The sequence below is a fragment of the Gardnerella sp. c10Ua_244 genome, from assembly GCF_055818055.1.
The window spans coordinates 122053-145445 of the sequence record NZ_JARFVS010000003.1 but is presented as its reverse complement, the minus strand read 5'-3'; the positions used below and the strand labels follow the sequence as shown (position 1 = coordinate 145445).

At 38.6% G+C, this 23393-nt stretch carries 15 protein-coding genes and 1 tRNA gene; 11 read left to right on the top strand and 5 right to left on the bottom strand.

Annotated features, from left to right (window positions below; all coding sequences use genetic code 11):
• Positions 1–9: 9 nt before the first annotated feature.
• The 3 genes from P0108_RS05970 to P0108_RS05960 all read right to left on the bottom strand — a co-directional run bounded on the left by P0108_RS05970 (position 10) and on the right by P0108_RS05960 (position 5861).
• On the bottom strand, positions 10–1239 hold the full coding sequence (locus P0108_RS05970; RefSeq protein ID WP_064621523.1) for an acetate/propionate family kinase: 1230 nt from the start codon (positions 1237–1239) through the stop codon (positions 10–12).
• A 150-nt stretch (positions 1240–1389) separates the two neighbouring features.
• On the bottom strand, positions 1390–3096 hold the full coding sequence (pta, locus tag P0108_RS05965; protein WP_473730864.1) for a phosphate acetyltransferase: 1707 nt from the start codon (positions 3094–3096) through the stop codon (positions 1390–1392).
• A 287-nt stretch (positions 3097–3383) separates the two neighbouring features.
• Complete coding sequence (locus tag P0108_RS05960; RefSeq protein ID WP_004111342.1) at positions 3384–5861, bottom strand: phosphoketolase; 2478 nt, start codon at positions 5859–5861, stop codon at positions 3384–3386.
• A gap of 402 nt (positions 5862–6263) precedes the next feature.
• Here P0108_RS05960 and guaA point away from each other — a divergent pair, with 402 nt between their 5' ends.
• The 11 genes from guaA (at position 6264) to P0108_RS05905 (ending at position 21111) form a co-directional block, all read left to right on the top strand.
• Entirely contained in the window at positions 6264–7826 is a 1563-nt protein-coding gene (gene guaA, locus P0108_RS05955) for a glutamine-hydrolyzing GMP synthase (RefSeq protein WP_004111344.1), read from the top strand.
• A gap of 969 nt (positions 7827–8795) precedes the next feature.
• Positions 8796–8927: a lacticin 481 family lantibiotic gene (locus P0108_RS05950; RefSeq protein WP_004111352.1), complete on the top strand. Its 132-nt coding sequence runs from the start codon at positions 8796–8798 to the stop codon at positions 8925–8927.
• A gap of 34 nt (positions 8928–8961) precedes the next feature.
• On the top strand, positions 8962–11667 hold the full coding sequence (locus P0108_RS05945) for a DUF4135 domain-containing protein (protein WP_116440595.1): 2706 nt from the start codon (positions 8962–8964) through the stop codon (positions 11665–11667).
• Positions 11654–13744 (top strand): cysteine peptidase family C39 domain-containing protein, encoded by a 2091-nt coding sequence (locus P0108_RS05940; RefSeq protein WP_004111355.1) that lies wholly within the window; start codon positions 11654–11656, stop codon positions 13742–13744. Before P0108_RS05945 ends, P0108_RS05940 begins: the two co-directional genes overlap by 14 nt.
• Positions 13745–13796: 52 nt before the next feature.
• Positions 13797–14678, top strand: coding sequence for an ATP-binding cassette domain-containing protein (locus tag P0108_RS05935; protein ID WP_421783139.1), 882 nt, complete (start codon positions 13797–13799; stop codon positions 14676–14678).
• On the top strand, positions 14675–15427 hold the full coding sequence (locus tag P0108_RS05930) for an ABC transporter permease (protein WP_004111358.1): 753 nt from the start codon (positions 14675–14677) through the stop codon (positions 15425–15427). Before P0108_RS05935 ends, P0108_RS05930 begins: the two co-directional genes overlap by 4 nt.
• Positions 15424–16164 (top strand): hypothetical protein, encoded by a 741-nt coding sequence (locus tag P0108_RS05925; RefSeq protein ID WP_004111359.1) that lies wholly within the window; start codon positions 15424–15426, stop codon positions 16162–16164. Before P0108_RS05930 ends, P0108_RS05925 begins: the two co-directional genes overlap by 4 nt.
• The gene (locus P0108_RS05920; protein WP_157754340.1) at positions 16107–17390 is read left to right on the top strand and encodes a sensor histidine kinase; all 1284 of its coding nucleotides are present in this window, start codon (positions 16107–16109) and stop codon (positions 17388–17390) included. Before P0108_RS05925 ends, P0108_RS05920 begins: the two co-directional genes overlap by 58 nt.
• Positions 17383–18066, top strand: a complete 684-nt coding sequence (locus P0108_RS05915; protein ID WP_004111361.1) for a response regulator — start codon at positions 17383–17385, stop codon at positions 18064–18066. Before P0108_RS05920 ends, P0108_RS05915 begins: the two co-directional genes overlap by 8 nt.
• Positions 18067–18775: 709 nt before the next feature.
• Complete coding sequence (locus tag P0108_RS05910; RefSeq protein ID WP_116440596.1) at positions 18776–20164, top strand: PTS ascorbate transporter subunit IIC; 1389 nt, start codon at positions 18776–18778, stop codon at positions 20162–20164.
• A gap of 215 nt (positions 20165–20379) precedes the next feature.
• Positions 20380–21111, top strand: coding sequence for a GntR family transcriptional regulator (locus P0108_RS05905; RefSeq protein WP_473730863.1), 732 nt, complete (start codon positions 20380–20382; stop codon positions 21109–21111).
• A 94-nt stretch (positions 21112–21205) separates the two neighbouring features.
• Here P0108_RS05905 and P0108_RS05900 read toward each other — a convergent pair.
• A tRNA-Leu gene (locus tag P0108_RS05900) sits at positions 21206–21293 on the bottom strand.
• 114 nt (positions 21294–21407) lie between these two features.
• Positions 21408–23354 carry an FAD-binding protein gene (locus P0108_RS05895; protein ID WP_004111364.1) on the bottom strand — a complete coding sequence of 649 codons (1947 nt, stop codon included), beginning with the start codon at positions 23352–23354 and terminating at the stop codon, positions 21408–21410.
• Between the last annotated feature and the right edge of the window lie 39 nt (positions 23355–23393).

Here is a 23393-nt window from a genome sequence, read left to right as displayed (position 1 = left end):
GCAAACAATTTAGTGCTTGAACTTGTTGCCGTAGCTATCTTCGCCAGCTTCAGCAATAGCTGCAGCCTTGCGTGCGATAGCCAACTCTTCGTTCGTTGGAATTACAGCAATAATCACAGAGCTGTCTGGAGTGGAAATAACGCGTGGCTCCTTAGAACGAACCAAATTCTTTTCCTTATCGAGCTTAACGCCGAATGGCTCAAGCTTTTCGCATACGCGAGCGCGTACAATTTCGTCGTTTTCGCCGACACCAGCTGTGAAGGTAATGACATCAACGCCGCCCATTTGAGCAGTATAGTTGCCAATATAACCAACAATGCGGTGCACGTATACGCCGAGAGCGAGCTTAGCGTTTTCATCGCCTTCTGCGATGAGCTTGTGAATATCACGCAAATCGCCATGACCAGTCATACCCATCATGCCTGAACGCTTGTTGAAGAGAGTATCAAGTTCGTCCACGTTCATGTGAGCGTTGCGAATAAGGTGGAAGACTACAGCTGGATCAATATCGCCGGTACGGCCACCCATCATTAAGCCTTCGAGTGGGGTTAAGCCCATAGAGGTTTCAACTGGCTTGCCAGAAATCTGAGCAGAAGCAGAAGCACCGTTACCAATGTGCAAAACAATCTGCTTCAAACCTTCTGCAGGCTTACCTACAACGCTTGGAACAACAGAGCCAATGTATTCGTGAGAAGTGCCGTGAGCACCGTAACGACGAATATGATAGCGGTCTGCAATTTCCTTATTCAAAGCATAAGTTGCTGCAACCTGTGGCAAAGCATGGAAGAAGGAAGAATCGAATACCATAATCTGCGGAACGTCTGGCAAAAGTTCAGTCATGACTTCAGCGCCAACAGCTTCTGGGCCGTTGTGAAGTGGAGCCAAAACTGCCAAATCCTTAACCTTATTGATTGTCTTTTCATTGACTAATGCAGGCTTAGGGAATGTTAAGCCACCCTGAACAACGCGGTGACCGACAGCAACAATGCCAGACTCTGAAAGCTTTGGACCATATTCTTCGAAGAATCCAAGTACGCGTTTTAAGCCCTGCTCGTGGTCGTGAACTGGCTCATCGAACTCATGCTTTTCGCCATTGAATACGTGCTTGTAGTGTCCGTCAACTGGCTCGCCAATCTTCTCAACGATGCCGGAAGCGATACCTTCACCGCTTTCTAAGTCAACGAGCTGATACTTAATCGAACTGGAACCAGAATTGATAACAAGAACGGTTTTTGCCATGTGGGCATCCTCCATAAGTATTGATAAGGCTTGTAAATTGCCACGCTCTAGTTTAGCGTTAAGTTCCTACAAACTTAAAGATATTGAGTGCAATGCAATACCTAAAAATCGTGTATGCACTGTGGTGCTGTTTTAGGAGCTTTATTATGTTTATTCTGATTGTGCTTCTAAAGCGGTTAAAGCAACAGTATTAATAATATCTTGTACTAAAGCTCCTCTAGATAAATCATTTACAGGCTTATTTAATCCTTGCAAAATTGGACCAACAGCCAGCGCTCCGCTAGAGCGTTGCACGGCTTTATAAGCGATATTTCCTGCGCACAAATCAGGGAATACGAATACATTCACATGACCAGCAATACTATTATTTTTTGCTTTTGCTGCAGCAACTGTAGGAGACCATGCTGCATCAAACTGTATAGATCCAACAATTGCTAAATCAGGTGCCTTTTCTTTCGCAATGCGTGTTGCTTCTTCTACAGTATCAACATCTGGTCCTTTGCCGGAACCAAGCGTTGAGTAGGATAGCATTCCAACTTTAGGGTTGAGCCCGAAAGTCTCAGCAGTGTGTGCAGACTGAATAGCAATATCAGCAAGCTGTTCTGCACTAGGATTTGGGTTGATTGCACAATCTGCAAATACAGATACGTGATCTTTGAAGCACATAAGGAATGCTCCAGAAACCAGCTTAGAACCAGGCTTAGTTTTGATAACTTGAAGAGCAGGACGTACAGTGTTAGCTGTTGAATTTACTGAACCAGAAACAAGACCGTCTGCCTGTCCTAGTACTACTAGCATAGTGCCGAAGTAGCTTGCATCTGTTAGTTGTTCACGTGCTTGTTTTTCTGTCATTTCTTTCTTTGCTCTTAATTCGCAAAGTTTTGTAATCATATGGCTTAGCATTGCTTCATCGTGCATAGATTGGAAACTAGCTTTGCAAAGAGAATTGAGATTTAGTTCTTCTGCTCGAGCAAGAATAGATTCGCGTTCTCCAATGATAATTAGATTTACAATATCACGTTCTAGCAAATAGTTTGCTGCTTTAAGAATGCGATCTTCTTCTCCTTCTGGAAGAACTATAGTTTTCTTATTTTCTTTTGCTTTTCCTAATAAACTGTATTGGAAAGCATAAGGTGTAGTTGGAGCTTTAAATGGTTGGTGGAGAGCATTAAGAACATCATTTTCTCGAACGCAATTTACGAATGTTTCTAATGAAGAATTTTTAGTTTCTTCATCTATTGGTGGCAAAACCCATAATGGAGTTTGGCTTACTCGGGATGCTTCGTCGTCTGAGTTTGCATAATTCCTAGAGCTATAGTCACGCATCAACTCAGCTCCAAGTTCTGGATCGCAGTTTGTAACAAATACTCCTAAAACCTGTGTGCATGATTTAAGAACGCAAGCATTAGCAGAATCTATAGTTTGTAAAATTTGTTGTGAGTTTCTGCCTTGAGCTGAAACTGTGAGAAAAACAGGTGATGCCAAGTCAGCTGCAACAGTTGCGTCGAAAGAAAACAGTTCTGGATCATATGCTGGGTTTGCGTCACTAGAAACAATAATAGAAGCTTGAGCAGAAGTGGATTGCAATAATTCGTTATAGCGTGCAACGATATCTCCGCGCACTGTATCTTTATTTGTTCTAACTATTTCTGGAGTTGTTGCAATAACTTGCTCTAATTTCGTTGAAGTATTTGCGATACCCAAAAGTTGTTTAGTAAAAGTGTCATTTGGTTGAGCGCATGGACGAAAAACAGTAGTGCTGTAGTTATTAGACAGAATATGTGTTATTCCGAATGTAACAGCATTTCTGCCGTACATATCTTCGTTGCCGATAATTGTTACATTAATATGCGACACGATGCGTTCTCCTTTGATACTTCGTGTTACTGCTAGGTTTATATTGTTAATGTAAGTTTTGCATTTTGCAATATAAACAAACTTTTTCTATTGTACGGCTTATCTACGTTGTACACGCACAAAATAGTAATTATAAATGTAATTTATTTTGCATATAACCAGTTTTATTGCATTGTTTGTTTTTAATAGATGAAGCTTTTTTGTTTTAATACACAAAACGGGAGCCAACCTTTTGATTGACTCCCGAAATGTTTTAGCTAACCAGTTTTAACTTTATCAGCTTAAAACTACTCGTTATCGCCTGCGGTTGCAGCGGTAGCGGTGACAGCGCCTGGCTTGTCGGTCTTAACGCCTGGCCATACCCAATCGGTGTAGTCTGGGTGATCAAGACCCTTGTCGACTGCATACTGGAAGGCTTCGAGGCGGAAGTCCTCGAGCTTCTTGATTTCGTCGGCATACTTAGCTGCGTCAACCATGCGCAAAGCTTCAGCGGTAAGCTCGTAACGATCCATGTCGTTCACGCGAACCATGTCGTATGGCGTGGTGGTGGAGCCCTGCTCCTTGTAGCCATGGACGTTGAAGTTGTCGTGGTTTGGACGATCGTAAATCAAGCCGCGAACGTCATGTGCATAGGAGTGATAAGCGAAGAGGACTGGCTTGTCAGCAGTGAAGAGTTCAGTGAACTCTTCGTCAGTCAAAGCTTCGTTGTTTTCCTTAGCGGACTGCAACTTGAGCAAGTCAACAACGTTAACAACCTTGAACTTAACGCCAAGCTTGTTCAACTTGTCGGCAGCTGCCATCAATTCCTGCTGTGGAACATCACCAACACCAGCGAGAACAACCTGAACTTCGTCATTGTTCTTAGCGTTGGAAGCCCACTTCCACTCAGCAGCACCCTTCTCGAGCTCTTCGCGAGCTTCGTCGAGAGTCAACCAAGTAGCAGCTGGCTGCTTACCAGCGAAGATAGCATTAATCATGTTGGTAGACTTGTAAGCCTTTTCAGCAACAGCAAGCAACATGTTGGAATCTACTGGGAAGTAAATGCCAATTACGTGATCGTTGTTGAAGGTCTTGTTCAAGAGCACGGAGGTTACGCCTGGATCCTGGTGCGAGAAGCCGTTGTGATCCTGACGCCATACGTGAGAGGATACCAACAAGTTCACAGAGGAGATTGGCTTACGCCATGGAATCTCGCGAACGGTAGCCTCAAGCCACTTTGCGTGCTGGTTCAACATGGAGTCGATAACGTGTACGAAGGACTCGTAAGAGCTCCAGATGCCGTGACGACCGGTGAGCAAGTAACCCTCGAGGAAGCCTTCCATCTGATGCTCGGAAAGCTGCTCGGTAACCTGGCCGGTAACAGCCATGTGCTCATCAACTAAGCCGGAGAGATAGCCAGCATCCCACTGCTTATTGGTTACTTCGTAAGCAGCCTGCAAACGGTTGGAAGCAGTCTCATCTGGTCCGAAGATACGGAAGGAATCTGGGTTGTTCTTGATGATGTCACGAGTGTAAACACCAAGACGACGGGTAGCTTCGAGCTGACCCCAGCCGTGACCGAATTCCTTAACTTCCTTGACTTCGTAATCTTCAAGCTTTGGAAGCTTCAAGTCTTCACGAATACGACCACCATTGGCGTTTGGATTTTCGCCAATACGGAGTTCGCCCTTTGGCATGAAGGAAAGAACGTCTTCCTTAACAGCACCCTTTTCATCGAAGAGCTCTTCAGGCTTGTAGGACTTCATCCAGTTCTTCAAAACCTCGAAGTGAGCTTCGGTATCGCGAGCAGATGCCAGTGGCACCTGGTGTGCACGCCAAGAACCTTCGGTCTTCTTGCCATCGATGAACTTCGGGCAGGTCCAACCCTTTGGAGTGCGGAAGATAATCATTGGGTAGTAAGGACGAGTTACATCGTTAGTTTGAGCCTCAGCCTTAATATCGCAAATTTCATCGAAGATAGTTTCGAACATGTCAGCGAAGCGACGGTGGATGGACATATGATCCTCATCGTCGAAGCCAGCAACGAACTCGTATGGTTCGTAACCCATGCCATGGAAGAACTCATGAAGCTCTTCATCGGAAATACGGGAAAGAATTGTTGGGTTAGCGATCTTATAGCCATTCAAGTGCAAGATTGGAAGCACGATACCATCGGTACGTGGGTTCACAAGCTTGTTGGACTGCCAACCGGTAGCCAAAGGACCGGTCTCAGCTTCACCATCGCCAACGATTGCTGGAACGAACAAGCTTGGGTTGTTCATAACAGCGCCGTAAGCGTGGGAGAGTGCATAACCAAGCTCGCCACCTTCGTGGATGGAGCCTGGGGTTTCAGGAGCGAAGTGAGAAGGAATACCGCCTGGGTAAGAGAACTGGCGGAAGAACTTCTGCAAACCAGCTTCGTCCTTTGTAATCTTTGGATAGTACTCAGTGTAAGTACCGTCGAGGTAGGACTGAGCAGTACCAGCTGGACCGCCGTGGCCTGGACCCATGATAATCACGGTATTCTGCTGGTGGTCAGCAATGAAACGGTTGATGTGGCCAATAAGGAAGTTAAGACCTGGAGTGGTGCCCCAGTGGCCCACCAGGCGATGCTTAACGTCTTCGCGAGTGAACGGCTCCTTCATTAGAGGGTTGCTGCGAAGATAAATTTGGCCAATTGCAAGATAGTTGGCAACGCGCCAGTACTTGTCTACGCCTTCGATAGCTGCCTCGGAAACTGGAGCGTTGAGCTTCTTCCAAGGTGTGCCAATAACAGGACTCGTCATGTGTACTCCTGTACTCAAGCACTTTTCAGTGCAATTTGATCATTACCATTTGGTTATAGAGACTGGAAAACAAATGTATTACAGCTCTTTTTCCATCCGTTTCAGTATAGTGCCAGCGTCTGACTTTTGTTCGTTTGGTTACTTCTTCGTGCATTTGTGTTGAAAAAATGTGTGATTATGTGCGTAAAAAATGAGCCATTTGTATAGATTATGTTATATTTAATGTTCATTTTATACTTTATAGTTAAGCGTTTCGCACAAAAATCTGTCAACGTTATTTTGCAGTGTTAGACTGTACGTGTAACTTTTGTGTTTAATTTTCGGCGTTTTGTAATTACGTAACGTCGCAAAGTTTCACTATTATAAGTTGAATCGTATTAGAACTTATATATAAGGAGAATCATGGCAAAAGGACCAGTGCTTGTCGTTGATTTTGGCGCTCAATATGCTCAGCTTATTGCTCGTCGAGTGCGCGAAGCAAATGTGTATTCAGAACTTGTTCCTCACTCTATGCCAGTTGACGAAATGCTTGCTAAGGATCCTCAAGCTATTATTCTTTCAGGCGGTCCTGCTTCTGTTTATGAACCAGGTGCTCCTGACATTGATCCAAAGATTTTTGAAGCAGGTGTACCGGTTCTTGGTATTTGCTATGGCTTCCAGGTAATGGCTCATGAGCTTGGTGGCGATGTCGATAAAGCTGCACTTGGTGAGTATGGCAAGACTGCTGCAACTATTGATGATTCTGAAGGTTTACTTTCCGGATCTCCATCTGCGCAGAATACTTGGATGAGTCACGGTGTTGCTGTTAAGCGTGCTCCAGAAGGTTTTACGGTCTTGGCTCACACAGAAGGTGCTCCAGTTGCAGCAATGCAAGACGAAAGTCGCAAACTTTACGGTGTGCAATGGCATCCAGAAGTTAAACACACTCCATTGGGTCAGGAACTTATATCTACATTCTTACATAAGTGTGCAGGACTGAATAATAATTGGAATCCTTCTAACATTATTGAGGATCAAGTTGCTAAGATTCGCGCAGAAGTTGGGAATGCACAAGTTATTTGTGGTCTTTCTGGTGGCGTAGATTCTGCTGTTGCTGCAGCATTGGTGCATAAAGCAATTGGCAATCAGCTTACTTGCGTTTTTGTTGACCACGGTTTGCTTCGTAAAGGCGAAGTTGAGCAGGTTAAGCATGATTTTGTTGAAGCAACAGGCATTAAACTTATTGCAGTTGATGCAGAAGATGACTTTTTGAACGCACTTAAAGGCGTGAGTGAGCCGGAGCGCAAGCGCAAGATTATTGGCGAAAAGTTTATACGCACTTTTGAAAAAGCTCAGCGTCAAGTTATTGAAGAAGCTGGTAAAACTGGAGCTGAAGTTAAGTTCCTTGTGCAAGGCACACTTTACCCGGATGTAGTTGAGTCCGGTGGTGGTGATGGTGCTGCAAATATCAAATCTCATCACAATGTTGGAGGTTTGCCAAAAGATTTGAAGTTTAAGCTTATTGAACCTTTGCGTACTTTGTTTAAGGATGAAGTTCGTGCTATTGGAACTGAGCTTGGACTTCCAGATGAAATTGTTTGGCGTCAGCCATTCCCGGGTCCTGGTTTAGGTATTCGTATTGTGGGTGAGATTACACGCGAACGCTTAGCTGTTCTTCGTGAAGCAGATGCTATTGCGCGCGAAGAGCTCTCTAAAGCTGGATTGGATCGCGATATTTGGCAATGCCCAGTTGTTTTGCTTGCTGATGTTCATTCTGTTGGTGTTCAGGGTGATGAGCGCACATATGGTTCTCCAATTGTTTTGCGTCCTGTGAGCTCTGAGGATGCCATGACAGCTGATTGGTCTCGTGTGCCTTACGATGTATTGGCAAATATTTCTACTCGAATTACGAATGAATGTCGTCAAATTAATCGTGTAGTGCTTGATGTAACTTCTAAGCCGCCTGCCACGATTGAGTGGGAGTGACCGTCAAAGTAAATATGTAATCTGTAACGATTATTTAAGTCTTCTTAAATTAAGATTATATAAATTAATTTGTTTATAACTGAAATAGATCGTCAATGACTTTCAAAAGTAGCATGCTTAATTTTAGAAGTTTTATTTTATGAGTCGCGTTTACTATTACCAGAGTGTTTTTAAAATGACGTGGATATGTGTGCCCCTTTCCTATAAATGTTTAGAAAAGGGGCACATGTAGTATCAGAGTGAGTTGCAGAAAGTATATCTGTTAATGATTTTGTATCGTAACTTTTTCATTTCTTATTTGATGTATCATGATTATAATTAGTTTTGTATTGGTAAAGATCTTGGATAATACGTATCAATTAATAGATATTTATCTATAATCTATAGATTGAATTATTGTTTATATTTGTTGTTTAAATATTATGATTCTTTGTTTGCTGTTTTGCAAAAGTAATATGAAAAGTTTTTTTATACTCTTATAAATGGGAGTTTTCAATAAAAGTTGTCTTTTGTCTGGTCCTCATCGAATTTTTTTTCGCCTATAATCCGAGTTGTGTGCACGGCTTATTAATAGTTGGTGTTTTACTCTAGAGGTTTTTATTTTGCAAAGACATAGGCTATGACAAACTTAGCTATTCCTGTATTGTTTGAAGAGGATCCCTAACGTTGTTGAGTGGTGAAGTTATTTGTAGATATGTTTTAAAAGCTATCATTTTAGTATGAGGAATGTTTATGATGCTGTGTATTCAATAGCTTAGGTGAGTTGCATGTATCAAAAACTAACATGAAGATATATATCTTATGCATAGAACTACATGTACCCTATAGTGGACAAAATATGCATGTTGATGGATAGGCACTTTTATATTTGTGATTATTAAATTGTCCTAAGTAACTAGGAATAGGTGAAGTTCTTCCTAATCTCTATTAACTACATTATTTTATTTGGATACCTCAAAGGAGACGAACATGAAAGATGTACTTGTTGAGATTACAGATGCTGAATTAGATGAAATTCTCGGTGCTGGAGATGGAGTCATGCATACATTGACTCATGAATGCCATATGAACACTTGGCAATTCTTGTTAACCTGCTGTTAAGACCATAAAGAAGTTAGGAAGGATTTCACCTAAAATGGTTACTGATGAAACCAATGAGCTATATCAGTTTAATGGTGTATTCGAAAAAGTTAGAAGTGCTGATATTCGTCTTATAGATACTTCTAATCTGGAGCTGGAGCATGTGCTTGGGCCAACGATAGTACTGTTCCTAGCGAACTATAAAGCCAAGAATGGGAAACCGTCTTTTGCTGATTTCATCAGTCGTTTAGAGCATGATGATACTTTCTTTTCAGAATTCATGCATTTAGCAAGGCATAGGCTAGAAAATGTAGCAAAACTAGAATTAAAAAAGAAAGAATATAAAAAATGGGTTACAGGTTGTTTGCATAGTGATGTTCATCAGATAAACAAGGTTTTCAATTATTCTTTCAATAAGAATAATAAAATATTAACTAAAGTTTGCGGTGATTTACATGAAACACCTCCTTCTTTCCTAGTAGAATCAAAAGACTTTAAGTTGTATTTGAAGCGTGGCTCAAATGGTAATTTACAAGTATTGGAAGTTCTATGGAGCTTAATATCTGAAGATGAGAAAATATTGGATTTGGTTTGGCCAAAAAGTTTAAATTTGGGGGATCATTCTTGGTATGAATCTATTGATCGCAAACCATTATCATCAAAAGAACAGGCTTCAAGATACTACCGGAGATTTGGACAAATTATGTGTTTGGCTTATGCGTTGCGTATGAGCGATTTGCATTATGAAAATATTATTGCTCATGGAGAATATCCTGTAATTATTGATTATGAGACACTAGGTGCGTTAAATATAAATGAAAGTTATCGCAAGAATGATGTTAGTTTTAATTATAAACTATTGAAGCGGATAAATAACAGTGTTCTTATGACAGGAATGCTTCCACTAGCTGCAAATCAATCTGAGCGTGATGATGTTGGTGCTATATCTTCAAAGAGAATACTTAGATCTGTTAAGGAACTGGTTGATATAGGAACTTTAGATATGAGGTTTGAGAGAAAAGATAGAATAGTCTCTACTAACACTGCCTCTCCCTTCTTAAGTAAATATGATGGTGAAGAAAATTTGGCATGGGAAGATTATTACGATGATATATTAGATGGTTTTCATTATACGTATACAGCTATTCTTAAAGTGCGTAAGGAGTTGATTGCTAAGTTAGAAAGTGTTGCTACATCTATAGAAAGTAGAATTTTATTACGTAATACCCGAGAATATGCTGCTGTTATAGAGGCGTTGAAATCATATCGTTTTCAAGAACGTAAGGAATATATTTGGAAGATTTTTTGCGAAAAGAAGTATGGTATTTTATCTTCAAATTTAGTTGACTACGAGCGTTCGGTTCTAGAAGTTGGACTTATTCCGTCTTTTTACTGTAGAGCAAATTCAAAAGATCTTTATGGTGGGAATAAACAGCTACTATGTGAGCTTTCTTTGACTCCTATGACTTTAATGAAACAACAACTTGAAAGGCTGAATACAAAAGATCTTAAATTTCAAGTTGATGTGATTGAGTTTTCTCTTAAAGGTGTAGCTACAGTGCAAAACACGCAATGGATAACCTATTGTGAGACTTGCAAAAAAAATAGTTTAATTGCGCTAAAGTCACAAACACAGATAGCTTCCGATTTATCTTTTAGTATTGAAGAATTCTTTACAAAGTATGCTGTAATTGATAAACATAATTCGAAGAATAGATATTGGTTTGGAGCCAATGTTGATGATCGGGACAATCTAGTTATTGATGTTGTTTCCAGTAATTTATATTCTGGAAGAGACGGTATTGAGACTGTTCTTAAAAATAGTCTTCCCGATGATAAGAATGGTCAATTTACATCTAGTTCAGTTTATTTGAGTTATATGTCTCGTTTGATTGTTGGTGAAGATCGTAATCGATTTTTATCGTGCAATATTAATGAAATCTTGAATTGTGTTCGAAAAGATAGTGTTCATGATGTTCTTGGAGGGAACGCGGGTTTTATTTTTTCTTTGGCTGATATGCACACTGATTATACGCATGTTCTTATTCAAGAAGCTGCATACAGTTTAAAGAAAAAAATGATCTGTGAAGAAGGGATTTTGCGATGGCCTATCGGAAATGAAGTAAGAAAAGCTAATGCCAGCTTTGCGCATGGTAATGCTGGCATAGGATTGTCGCTTCTTAAGGCTGGAATAGTTCTCCATAACGAAGAATACGTCGATCTTGGATTAAAAGCTATAAAGACAGATGATTCATTTATAAATGCAAGTGGTTTATGGGTGGATACGCGTCATATTCCATCAATTCCAACTGCTAACTGGTGTAATGGAACAACTGGTATGGTTCTTAGCCGATATTTATTATTGGAATTGGATAAAACAGTAGGATTTCTAGATTATTTTGAACGTCAAAAAGCTCGTGAAGAAATTCATTTAGGGATTCAACATATTCTTTCTAGCTTTTATTCATTAACAAGTTTTTCTATGTGCCATGGCATTTCAGGTAACCTTAAGTTGCTAATATTTCTTGATAAGCAAGGTCTTTTATCTGTAAATCAAAGTGTTGAATTGAGTCGTCAGATTAAACTATTCCTACGTTATATTGTTGATTTTGGATGTGGGTTCGGTAATAATCGTTTTCAATCTTTAGGACTTATGACAGGACTAGCAGGGATTAAATTGTTCCTCGATGAACTCTCTAATGACAAAGCAACTTTGTTTCCTCTTATTCCAGTAAGGAGTGATGCAAATGAAAATGATTAAACAACAGTCAGAAAAAGATTGTTTACTCGCATGTTTTGCCATGGTTTTGTCTGTTTATGGGATTAGCAGAGATCCATATTCGATTAATCCTGAACACTACCTATTTGAGTCTGATGGATTACGAGCATCTAGTTTGCGATCTTTATGTGAAAAATATGGTCTACTGTTAAAAGCATATCGTATTAATTCTTTAGAGTTGTTGGAATATGCCAAGCAAAGTGATTCAATCTTGATTTTACATTTGATCAACAATCATTATGTTGTGCTATCAAAAGTAAAAAAAGAGTTTTTAGTTATAAACGATCCAGCATACGGTATAAGACGTATTCGTATTGATGAACTTAGTAGAATTTTTTCAGGAACAGTGTTGTCGATTTCTAAAGATTCTTCATCAAAAGTGAAAATCGATAAAAAAGATCCTGTGAAAAAAACTAATGTTTTTTCTTTATTTTCAAAAACTGGTTTTTTGTGGATGCTGCTTTCTTTTATTTGTATTCAAGGTGTTTCATTATTATACGCTGCGTTATTGCGTTGTATAGTTGAGAAAAACAATAGTTTTAACTATTTGTTTATAGCAGTAGGGTGTATAGGGCTAATTACTGTATTGAATTATTTTGTGCAGGTAAAAGCATTAGAAAAAGGGGCTAGAGATTTTGATAGGGCTTATTCAAATCGTCTAATCAAATCAATGACACAACAGCCATTATCTTATTTCGAACGTTCCAGCATAGGTGCTTTAATCGAGAAGTTAGCTTTACGCACTACGGTGCGTGATACGCTACAAAAGGCAATCATTCCTCAACTGTTTTCAGCTATATCTTCTACTGTCCTTCTTGGATTCATAGCCTATTTTACCCCTATTATTTCAGTCGTTCTACTTTTAGGGTTAGCTTTTTTTGCAACCATTAACTATTTCATTGTTAATAGACAAAAAGAATTGACGTTTGATTTTATTCAATCTCAGCAAAACTTATCAACTAGAATTCAACATGATATTGAAGATATTGCTGTTCTTATTTCTACTCGTAAAACCAATTATATTGCAGATAAATGGATTCAATTAAATGATTCACTAACGTCTAGTTATCTATCGCTAACAAAACTAGTTACGTTAGCTCAGTCGTTCTCTTCTTTTTTCACATATGCTTCAAATATTTTTCTGGCCGTTTATCTAGCATTTTGTTTCAAAATGGGCAGTGTTAACCTGGGTGAAATGCTAATGATACAATCATGTGCAGCACTATCTGTATCAGGATTAAAAGATGTGCTTAACTCGTTTACTGGATATGTAACTGTACGACAAAATCTAGATAGGAATAATGACCTTACTGCTACGCAACCTAAACAATTATTTGTCGAAGATTCTTCTAGCTCTGAATTAGTTGCTACAAATTTGAGTGTAACTTTACCAGGAAATAAACATTTAGATTATGGGACTATTCATTTCACTCCTGGAGAGAAGGTATTTCTAATAGGCAGATCTGGTATTGGAAAAACAACCTTTATTAAGACTCTGCTTGGTTTAATACCTCATCAAGGTCTGTTGTATCAGCCGAGTAGTTTTAACGATAAAGTTGGAGTTTCGTTAGCTGATACACCTTTAGGCGGATCCACCATCCGAGAATTTCTTGTGGGTGAATATGATAAAAAAGATGCTAACTTACTTTGGTCGGCACTGGAAATAGTTTCTTTAGATCAACGTATAAAAGAATTTCCTTTAAAATTGGATTCCTTATTGTTGGAAAATGCTTCTAATTTGTCAAGTGGAGAAAAAAAGAGATTAGCTATTGCTCGCGCTCTTGTTTCGGCTCAAAACGGATGGGTTTTTTTGGATGAGCCTTATATTGGGTTAAATCAAGAACTTATAAAAACTATTCATTCGAATCTTAAAAACAACAAACAATTATCAATTATGTTAGTTACGCACAACTTGCGAATGTTGAAACCGCAAGACAAAGTTATATTTTTCAGTGATATTGCATCACCAGAAATTGGTACACATTCGCAGCTATTGAATAGTAGCGAAATGTATCGAAATTATTACAAATCACAAATGAATGGAGATATTAATGTCTAAGTACGCAATTGAAACTTGTAGACTATCAAAAGTCTATGGTGATCAGGCTGTAGTGCGGGATTTGTCTATTCATGTTCCACGTGGAAGCATCTATGGTTTTCTTGGACCAAATGGTGCTGGCAAATCAACAACTATGAAGATGTTGCTTGGTCTTGTTAAACCTTCAAGTGGTCAGATTGTAGAGTTTCGGAATTCTGCAAGTAATGGTAGCTCTAAGAAAGTGTTGCCGGGGTTATTGGTAGGATCGTTGATAGAAGGTCCGGCATTTTATCCTAATTTAAGTGCCTTAGAGAACGTTGATTTGGTTTGCGATTATCTTGGCATTGTTCGTGCTCAAGGTCGAGAAGCACTCGACATGGTTGGGCTTTCAGGTATAACTGGTAAAAAACCAGTGAAAGCGTTTTCTTTAGGAATGAAGCAGCGTCTAGGTATAGCGCTAGCTTTGGCAGCGAATCCACCTGTGTTGATTTTAGATGAGCCAACAAATGGTTTAGATCCTGCTGGTGTAGTAGAAATGCGTCAGCTAATTGTTAATTGGGCGCATAACCGTGGTACGACGGTGATGATTTCATCTCATATACTTTCTGAAATTGAACAGATGGCTGATTATGTGGGGATTATCTCAGCAGGAACTTTACGCTTTGAGGGGCGTATGCAGGATATTTGTTCTGCAGGGTACTTGCAACTACAAGTTTCTGATATGCAATCTGCAGTAGTTCTATTATCTAATTGTGGTATTGATTATAAAGTGGAAGAGACTAGTAGATCCCTAATATTGCCAATTATATCTAATGAAGTAGTAGCAAATTTGGTTGCACATCTTGTGAATCAAAATGTGAAAGTATATAGGGTACAAATGGTTCGTCAATCTTTGGAAGAAGCATTCTTAGAACTAACAGATCCAATTTACACATCAAAGGTGGTCGCAAAATGAAGCAGTTTATTTTAACGCTAAAAAGTTTGCGTCATCGACAGATTTTGCTGATTACATTATTATTCATTGCTGTTGTTGGCTTATGGTTGGGTGCAGCGCTTGCTAAACGTGCTCGTGGCCCCAAAGAGATTCACCTTTATTTGCTAGCATTGAATGAGGTGATGATGTTAGCTATCTACGTGTTACCGATTATTGCTGCAATTGTCGCCTCTAGGGTGGTAACCACATCGCGTGATGGTGGTATGGATACTAAACTGCGTTCTATGGGAATTTCTGCTAGTCGCCAGTTTGGTGCAAATCTTGTTGTAACTATAATGATTACTACGCTAGTTGCTGTTTTCATTTTGGCATTAGCGCTCGTATCATCGTTAATATATGGATTTAATAGACCAAACAACATTACAATAATATCATTATCTGCTTTACTTGCACTGGTAGGAGATGCGATTGCTGTAAGTGCTATACATACATGGGCTGCTACACAATTTTCACAACAAGGTGTGACTCTTGGAATGGCTGTGGTTGCTGCTATAGGTACATCTGCACTTCCATTTGCTGGTTTAAATTATTTATCTTGGATTTTGCCTTGGGGTATTGTTAGTGCTGCGAATCCGGTACTTGGTTCAACTGGTGGCGTGGTTACTATTAGCTCCGAAGCACTACTGTTTGGCGTAGTAGCAGTGATTGTTGGGATTTTCTGGTCTAGTGTGTGCATGTTTTTGATTAAAATTAGAAAGGTGGAACAATGATAAAAAAAACATTTGCTTGGGAATGTAGGAAAAATAACATTACTTGGTATTGGATTGCTTTATTGTGTACGTCTTTTCTTGGATTGCTTATGGGAATTAGTCAATATGAGTCATATGAAGCAGAGTTCAAGGCTCAAGGAGTTACCTATTTAGCAGTATGGGGTCAGTCTGCGTTGTTGCCAACGACATTATTCTTTCCTATATTGCTTGGTGCACTGCAAGCGCAGAAAATGTCTAATGAGCATAATGGCCGTAATATTGCTCGTTTAAAGGCTATTGGAGTTGTTAATAAGTATATTACAACATTGACGCTTCATTCCTTTGTTATTTCTATGTTTTCTGTATTGCTGTTTGGCACTTTACAACTTGTTGCTGGCATATTTCTTCATTTTCATATTTCTGATGTATTTTCTCTAGTTCCTCGTTTATTTGCGATTGCATTAGCGATGACAGCTTGGCAACTGATTGTAGTGGGTATTGGGGTTCGCCTTTCAGGATTTTCTTCAATTGTTACAGTTGTGTTGGTTTCATCACTCATAGGATTTGGAATGGCTATTGTTGCACCCGCATTATCTGTTGTTTATCCACCGGCTCTTCTTGCGTATGCAAGTGCTGTACGTTGTATAGGTGATTTTTATGCGGTAGGTTCGATTGTTATCTCTGTTATGATGAATCTAATGTGGATAATTTTAGGAATGATATTCATAAAGGTTCAATTCAAACGAGCAAGGCTATGAGCACTTATATGCGTGAGAAAGCTTTATTTCATCACGATTATAACGCTAGACGAATATCCTCAAGTAGTTACCGGCTTGGGTTCTTTGACCAAATATATGCAGCTTGGATAAATAACTCTGAGCCGGTATGGATTATTGGAATACTTTCGACTATCTATCAAATAATAATTGGATTACGTAGTGATGCTGATCCGATTATAGTGTGGATGACGGTTGTGCTAACTTCTATTGCAGTATTTGGTAGGCGCCGATATTGGCATATTTCTGTTGCTTTATCTCTTATGGCCGCTAGTATATCTGCCTATTGTGGAGATGTAAATATTGGATTGCTTACCATGTATATTCTGGCTTCTTCAGGTATATGTTTGCTTGATATGCGAAAAATGTTAATAGGTATATTAGCCTTAGGTGCTGGAGTTGTCTTATCAACTCTTTATGGATATGTAGTCTTCGGCAGGAAATTAATTATTCCTGCCATTTCTGTTTTTGTATTTACATCTCTAACTGCTGCTCTAATACGAATGAGAGCAAATCAGGTCAGAGAGAAACAACAAGAACAAGCCATATTATCTGAACTACATGAGAGTGAATCCCAAGCACGAGTTAATGAGAAAGCTACGAGAATGGCAACTGTGCTACACGATTCTGTTGGACATTGTCTTACCGCAATTATTAGCCTCACTGAGGGTCTGCAAGTAGATGATGATTTAGATGTGAAACAGCATGAAATAGTGAAACTTATCAACGAATATGCTAGAAGTGGCTTACGGCAAACGAGAACTCTAGTTAACTCGATATCTGGTGGAGAACAAGATAGTAATAAGGAACATTCTATTACCGATATTGAAGAACTGGTTGCAGGAATCAATAAACTTGGAATACGTGCACAGCTAGAAATAACACCAGTAGTTCCAGAAGTGGGGGTTCAAATTCAATGGGCATACAGGATTATTCGCGAATCTATAACGAATACTTTGAAACATGCTACACATGCTACAGAAATTAGTGTTCAAATCACCATAACGTTGAAAGGAGAACTCGAAGTTGTTGTAATTGATAATGGCAAACAGATGGGTATTCATGAACAGACTCCGTCTACTGGTTATGGTCTTGCTCATATCGCTGCTGATTTAGTCAGTATTGGAGGCTCTATTACTGCAGGGGTCTATGCTAGAGGTGGCTGGAGAGTGCATGCAATTATACCAAAGGAAAATATCTATGATTGATCGCAAAAAAATCCGAGTTATTATTGTCGATGATCAGAAAGCTATCCGTTATGGATTTTCAATGATAATTAACAAATCTGCTACATGTACTGTCATAGGATCTTGTGAAAACGGGCTAGTTGCATTAGATATGCTTGAAAGGTTATCTGCATCGGGTGAGCAGTTGCCGGAAATAATAATTATGGATATTAGGATGCCTGTTATGAATGGGATCATTGCGACAAAACATATTAAAACTAAATACAGAAATATTAAGATTCTTGCACTTACTACTTATGATTATGACGACTATGCATTTAAAATGCTAAGTTCTGGAGCTTCCGGTTTCCTACTAAAGGATGTGCGCGGACCGCAACTTATATCTGCTATTGAAGCTATTAATGCAGGAGATGCTGTGCTAACTCCAAGAATAACAGGAAAGATATTAGCTCGTCATGTTTCTCAAATCAGTGCAAGTCAAGATGTGCAAATAGCTAGAGCTAAATTTGATGCTCTAACAGAACATGAAATTGAAATAGTAAGCCTTGTGTCATGTGGTCTCAATAATGCAGAAATTGCTGAGAAGCTTTTTATTGAACCTGATTCAGCCAAAAAAGCTGTCTCTCGTATTCTTGCAAAACTGGGGATGCGTGATCGCGTGCAACTAGCTATAGAATGGATAAAAACTTCTAATTGAGTAAAAATAAAAGTCATACTCTAATTAGACATATGTAAGACAATTCACATTTACGAAATAAATCGAAAAATTTAATAGTTTTGCACTCAAAAACGATAAAAACAATTATGTGGTATGAACTGTGCTAAAAATTAAAAATATTTTACTCAGCAGTTTTATATGTATTGTATATTTGAAAAAGTGGGAGTGACAGTTTTTGATGAGAATTATTGACCGAAATATAAACATATGTTTATACAGTAAAACATATGTTTATTTTCATTAAAAACTGTAATAATTACTGATTTTATAAAGCACTTCGTGAAAATGGAGTGCTTTTTTCTGTATATTGGTGTGTCGAATTTTCTAAAAACAGGTAAAAATTTCGAATTTTATTGATATTTAATAAATACTTTCGTTATAAATAGTGTTATTTTAATTGTTTATAATGTTTAAACGATATAATGAATTTGACATGAAACAACAGTATGAGCTGTAACAGTAGTTGTTGGCTGGGTATAAAAACTACTGCTCGTAGTAGCTCTTACTACTTTGCTTCATTGCGGAACCGTGAATTTTGTATGTGTAGTTTTACTGTGCTACGAAACTAATCGTGTATTTCGAATAGTTTCGCCTACGGTATCGTTTGCGAAGTTTGTAAGATATTTTTGCCGCCAATAATTGCGTAAGCCGCTCAAACTATATCGATTAATATGGTAAGGAGAGTTACGTGGACGGAATTCTGTCAGTACTGCTCGATATTTTCAGACAGCCATCTGTTATAGTTGCGCTTATTTCTTTTATTGGGCTTGCAGTGCAAAGAAAGAAATTCTCGGATATTTTGCAAGGATCAATCCGTACTCTTGTTGGTTTTCTTGTTTTAGCAGCTGGTTCTGGAGTTATTACTGAAGCGTTGAACCCCTTTGGCAAAATGTTTCAATACGCATTTCATGTGCAAGGCGTAGTGCCGAATAATGAAGCAATTATTGGAACTGTTTTATTGAAGTATGGCTCTGAATCTGCGCTTATTTTCTTCTTTGGAATGATTGTTAATATTATTCTTTCTATTACTTCTCGTTTTAAATTTATCTATTTAACGGGTCACGTAGCTTTCTATATGGCAAGTATGCTTGCAGTTATATTTAATGTTGCAGGATTTAGCATGTGGGAAGTTCTTTTATGGGGTTCAATTGCTCAAGGATTGTTTACGACAATTTCTCCAGCACTGGTGCAGCCGTTTATGAAGAAAGCTTCAGGCAAAGATGATGTTGCTTTAGGACATCCTGCTGGTACTGGTGTTGCTTTAGGTGCGTTAATTGCAAAGCTTACTGCTTCAAAAAAGCGTCCTTCTAAGTCAACTGAGGATATTAAATTCCCAGCAGCATTGGGATTCTTGCGTGATACAACAGTTCTTATCACGCTTTCTATGGCTGTTATTTATATAGTAGTGGCACTTTTTGCTGGATCTTCGTATGTCGAAACACATTTATCTAATGGTCAAAACTTCATTGTTTTTGTTATGTTGAAGGCTGCAACTTTTGCTGCAGGTGTTTATATTATTCTTGCAGGCGTGCAGATTGTTCTTGACGAAATTGTTCCAGCTTTTAAGGGAATATCGGAAAAGCTTGTTAAAAATGCGCGTCCTGCTTTAGATGCACCAATGACTTTTGGCTTTGCTCCTAATGCTGTTCTTATTGGTTTCTTAGCTAGTTTCTTTGGCGGTTTGCTTGGAATGACGCTTATGGCGATTTTGGGAACGACAATTATTATTCCTGGAATTGTTGCGCATTTCATGGCTGGTGGTGCTGCAGGAGTATTCGGTAATGGTCAAGGTGGAATACGTGGTTGCTTGACTGCATCATTTATTAATGGTCTTTTTATTACTTTCCTTCCGTTGTTCCTTTTGCCAGTGCTTGGCGATTTGGGAAGCGCAAATTCTACATATTCTGATGCGGATTATGGTGTATTTGGTGTAATACTTGGTCACGCAAATATTGTCGGTGGTCGTACTGTTTTAATTTCTGTAATACTTATTGCACTAATATTGTTCTATTCTGTTTCGATATTGATGAATAAACGCGATTCTAATAATTTTGAAAAGGTTGAAGAAATAAAATAAGTAAAGAAAATAAAAATACAATTAAATAATTGTATATACATATAAAAATTAAAAATTTTTTTACTCATTTTCTTATTTATTTGTACATTTTATTGTATGACTGGTAGGATAACAGAGTTATTAGTTTTGCATGAGCCGTTGTTACTATGCTGTGTTTTACACAAACTAGTATCAACGGCTTTTTCATATTAGCGTTTAGCTAGGGGAGAGTGATAATGGTCGAAGGTGTGCCTAAATACTTTGCTGTGCGAGATAATCTACGCGCTCGCATTGATTCTATGGAAGCGAACGAACAATTACCTCCTGAAATTGAATTGTGCAAACAATACAATGTGAGCCGTATTACTTTGAGGCATGCAGTCGATAACCTTATTACTGAAGGATTACTTGTTCGTGAGCAGGGTAGAGGAACATTTCGAGCTTCTTCAATTATTCCTAGTTATAGTCAAGAAGTAATTTCTGATCGTGCGCAAGGATTTTACGAGCAGACTTATTCTAATGATGCAAAAATTAGAATAAAAGTTATTGAAAACGATGTTATTCATGATGAAGATGCTGCTGCTCGTTTAGGCCTTGATCCAGTAGATGAATTGATATGTTTGAAACGCTTGCGTTATGTTGACGATGTTTTATCGCGTTATAGTGTGCTCTATTTGCCTGCTTCTCGTTTTCCTAAAATTTTGACGCATGATTTTTCAGATGAGTCGTTATCTGATTTTTTGCTTAAAGCGTACGCTGTTCAACTTGTAGAAAATGAAGTGTCTGTGCATATAGAAAATCTATGTGACAGGCTTGCAGCAGTACTTAACCTTGAAGTTGGAACTCCTGCAATTACAGCTTATTCTACTGTAAAAGATAAGTTTGGTACGATTATTGCTTTTGGTGCATCTGTTTATGCGCCAAATTCTGGTGAGATTCGTTTCCACCTGCATTCAAATGCTGCTTAATTAAACTTTAGGGCTAACTAAGAATGTCTTAGCTAGCCCATTTTTGTGTTAAAAAACAATAAAACCTTGCTGGTTTTCCAGCAAGGTTTTTTCGTGTCCGGAGCGGGAGTTGAACCCGCACGCCTGTAACAAATAGGCACTAGCACCTCAAGCTAGCGCGTCTACCATTCCGCCACCCGGACAGGTGTTTTAGACAACAGATAAGACTATAACATCTTTTTTTCTTCTTCGCTTCGGCGTGTTGAAAAAATTACGAATTTTCAAAATATTTATATATGAAAATAGTAATAATAGTTTTAAATTATGCTATTTTCAGTATAAAAATCTCCTTTACTATCTTGTTTAAAATCAATAATATTCACTGACTTTTTTGCCAAGTTTCCATCAAAGTCAATGAACGAGTGTTGTGGCAATGAAGAAATATCATGTTTTGGATAGTCTCTTCTAAAGAAAGCACCTCTAGATTCATGTCTAGCAAGTGAAGATTGCAATGCTGCTTTTGCAAGTAGTGACATGTTCTTTATTTCCCATATTGCAGTAATTTCTTGGTTAAAAACTAAATTATTGCTATGGATGTGTAATGATTGAATTTTAGGATCTATAAATTCTTGTATGTCATTGAGTGCTTTTTTAATTGATTGTTCGTCACATGATATTGCAACAGCGTTTTCCATGATTTTTCCTAAATCTGCAAATAATTTATAAGGATTATCTTCTTCTATTTGTGAAGACTCGCCGTTATAGCTGTTGTTTGTAAAATCTGTAGCTTGCTTCGCACTTGTTTCCATAAGCTGATTAAGTTCATTATTTCTTTGTTTATATAAGACTTGTAGTGCAGTATTATTTGAGAAAGTTTTATTGGTTTCGTTGGTTTCGTTGGTTTTGTTACTGTTAGTTTCGTCATCCTTGTTTAAGTTTTTCAATTCTTTTGCTATTGTTGCTCCCGCGCGATTTCCAAAAAGGCATGCGTCAAGCAAGGAGTTTCCTCCTAATCGATTAGCTCCGTGCACTCCTACGCATGAGCATTCTCCGGCAGCGTATAAACCATAAACAATAGTTTGGTTGTTATTTTGCCATCTATATACTTTTCCATCCAAAGTTATCGGTATTCCGCCCATTGTGTAGTGAGCTGTAGGACGAATTGGGACTAAATCGCAAGTTGGGTCAAGATGAGCATATTTTTCAATAGTTTCTGTGACTTGTGGCAAGTATTCTAACATATTTTCTCGGCTGATATGTGTCATATCTAGCCAAACGCAATCGTTATGTGAATTGCTTTGTTGCGTGGTTGTTGAATCGTTTACACCTCTGCCTTCGCGAATTTCTTGGGCAATTGCACGAGAAACAACATCTCTTGGAGCTAAATCTGCATGTGCTTCATCGTATTTTTTCATAAAAGCTTCGCCATTTGAGTTCCTAAGCACGCCGCCTTCAGCTCTTGCTGCTTCTGAAAGCAGAATACCAGTATGAGCTAGTCCAGTAGGGTGGAATTGAATGAACTCGCAGTCTTCAAGTTGTAATCCTGCTTTTAAAGCTAAAGCCATGCCATCGCCTGTTAAATCCCACGAATTAGATGTTGTTGCAAATAATCTTCCCGATCCGCCTGTAGCTAAAAGTAGGAATCTAGACTTTATTGCTCGCAAGTTTCCTGCAGATAAATCAAATGCAACAATTCCTTCAACGCTCATAGTTTGATCGTTTATAGCAACATCTGTTACGTAACAATCTTCAGCAAATACAATATTCTCGGAAACACATTGTTGCCATAAGCTATGTAAAATTTGGTGACCAATACGATCTGCAGCAAAAGCTGCACGTTCAATTGGATTCTTTCCAAAATTAGCAGTATGTCCACCAAAACGGCGTTGGTTAATATATCCATTTTGTGTTCGAGAAAATGCTACGCCATCATGTTCAAGCTGAATAACTGTTTTTGGTGCTTCTTTTGCAAGTAGCTTTGCTGCATCTTGATCGCTTAGCCAATCTCCGCCATGAACTGTGTCATAATAATGCCATTGCCATTTGTCGTGCTCTACATTCCCAAGGCTTGCTGCTATACCTCCTTCAGCAGAACCCGTGTGTGAACGCAATGCTGGCACTTTAGAAATCACTAAAATTGATGGTGTTTTTCCTTCTTTTTTCATGCATGCGTATTCTTCGGATTTAATTAATCCTAGTGCTGCAGATAATCCTGCAGCTCCAGCGCCAACAATAATAACATCGTAGTATTCGCTTGATTGCATACTTTTATTTTCTCACATATCTTGTATTGAGCGCGTTAT

Excerpts from the sequence above, each read along its gene's own strand:
- guaA (WP_004111344.1), top strand. The coding sequence starts at position 6,264 with ATGGCAAAAGGACCAGTGCTTGTCGTTGATTTTGGCGCTCAATATGCT.
- P0108_RS05945 (WP_116440595.1), top strand. The coding sequence starts at position 8,962 with ATGGTTACTGATGAAACCAATGAGCTATATCAGTTTAATGGTGTATTC.
- P0108_RS05950 (WP_004111352.1), top strand. The coding sequence starts at position 8,796 with ATGAAAGATGTACTTGTTGAGATTACAGATGCTGAATTAGATGAAATT.
- P0108_RS05915 (WP_004111361.1), top strand. The coding sequence starts at position 17,383 with ATGATTGATCGCAAAAAAATCCGAGTTATTATTGTCGATGATCAGAAA.
- P0108_RS05960 (WP_004111342.1), bottom strand. The coding sequence starts at position 5,861 with ATGACGAGTCCTGTTATTGGCACACCTTGGAAGAAGCTCAACGCTCCA.
- P0108_RS05930 (WP_004111358.1), top strand. The coding sequence starts at position 14,675 with ATGAAGCAGTTTATTTTAACGCTAAAAAGTTTGCGTCATCGACAGATT.
- P0108_RS05970 (WP_064621523.1), bottom strand. The coding sequence starts at position 1,239 with ATGGCAAAAACCGTTCTTGTTATCAATTCTGGTTCCAGTTCGATTAAG.
- P0108_RS05905 (WP_473730863.1), top strand. The coding sequence starts at position 20,380 with ATGGTCGAAGGTGTGCCTAAATACTTTGCTGTGCGAGATAATCTACGC.
- P0108_RS05925 (WP_004111359.1), top strand. The coding sequence starts at position 15,424 with ATGATAAAAAAAACATTTGCTTGGGAATGTAGGAAAAATAACATTACT.
- P0108_RS05940 (WP_004111355.1), top strand. The coding sequence starts at position 11,654 with ATGAAAATGATTAAACAACAGTCAGAAAAAGATTGTTTACTCGCATGT.
- P0108_RS05895 (WP_004111364.1), bottom strand. The coding sequence starts at position 23,354 with ATGCAATCAAGCGAATACTACGATGTTATTATTGTTGGCGCTGGAGCT.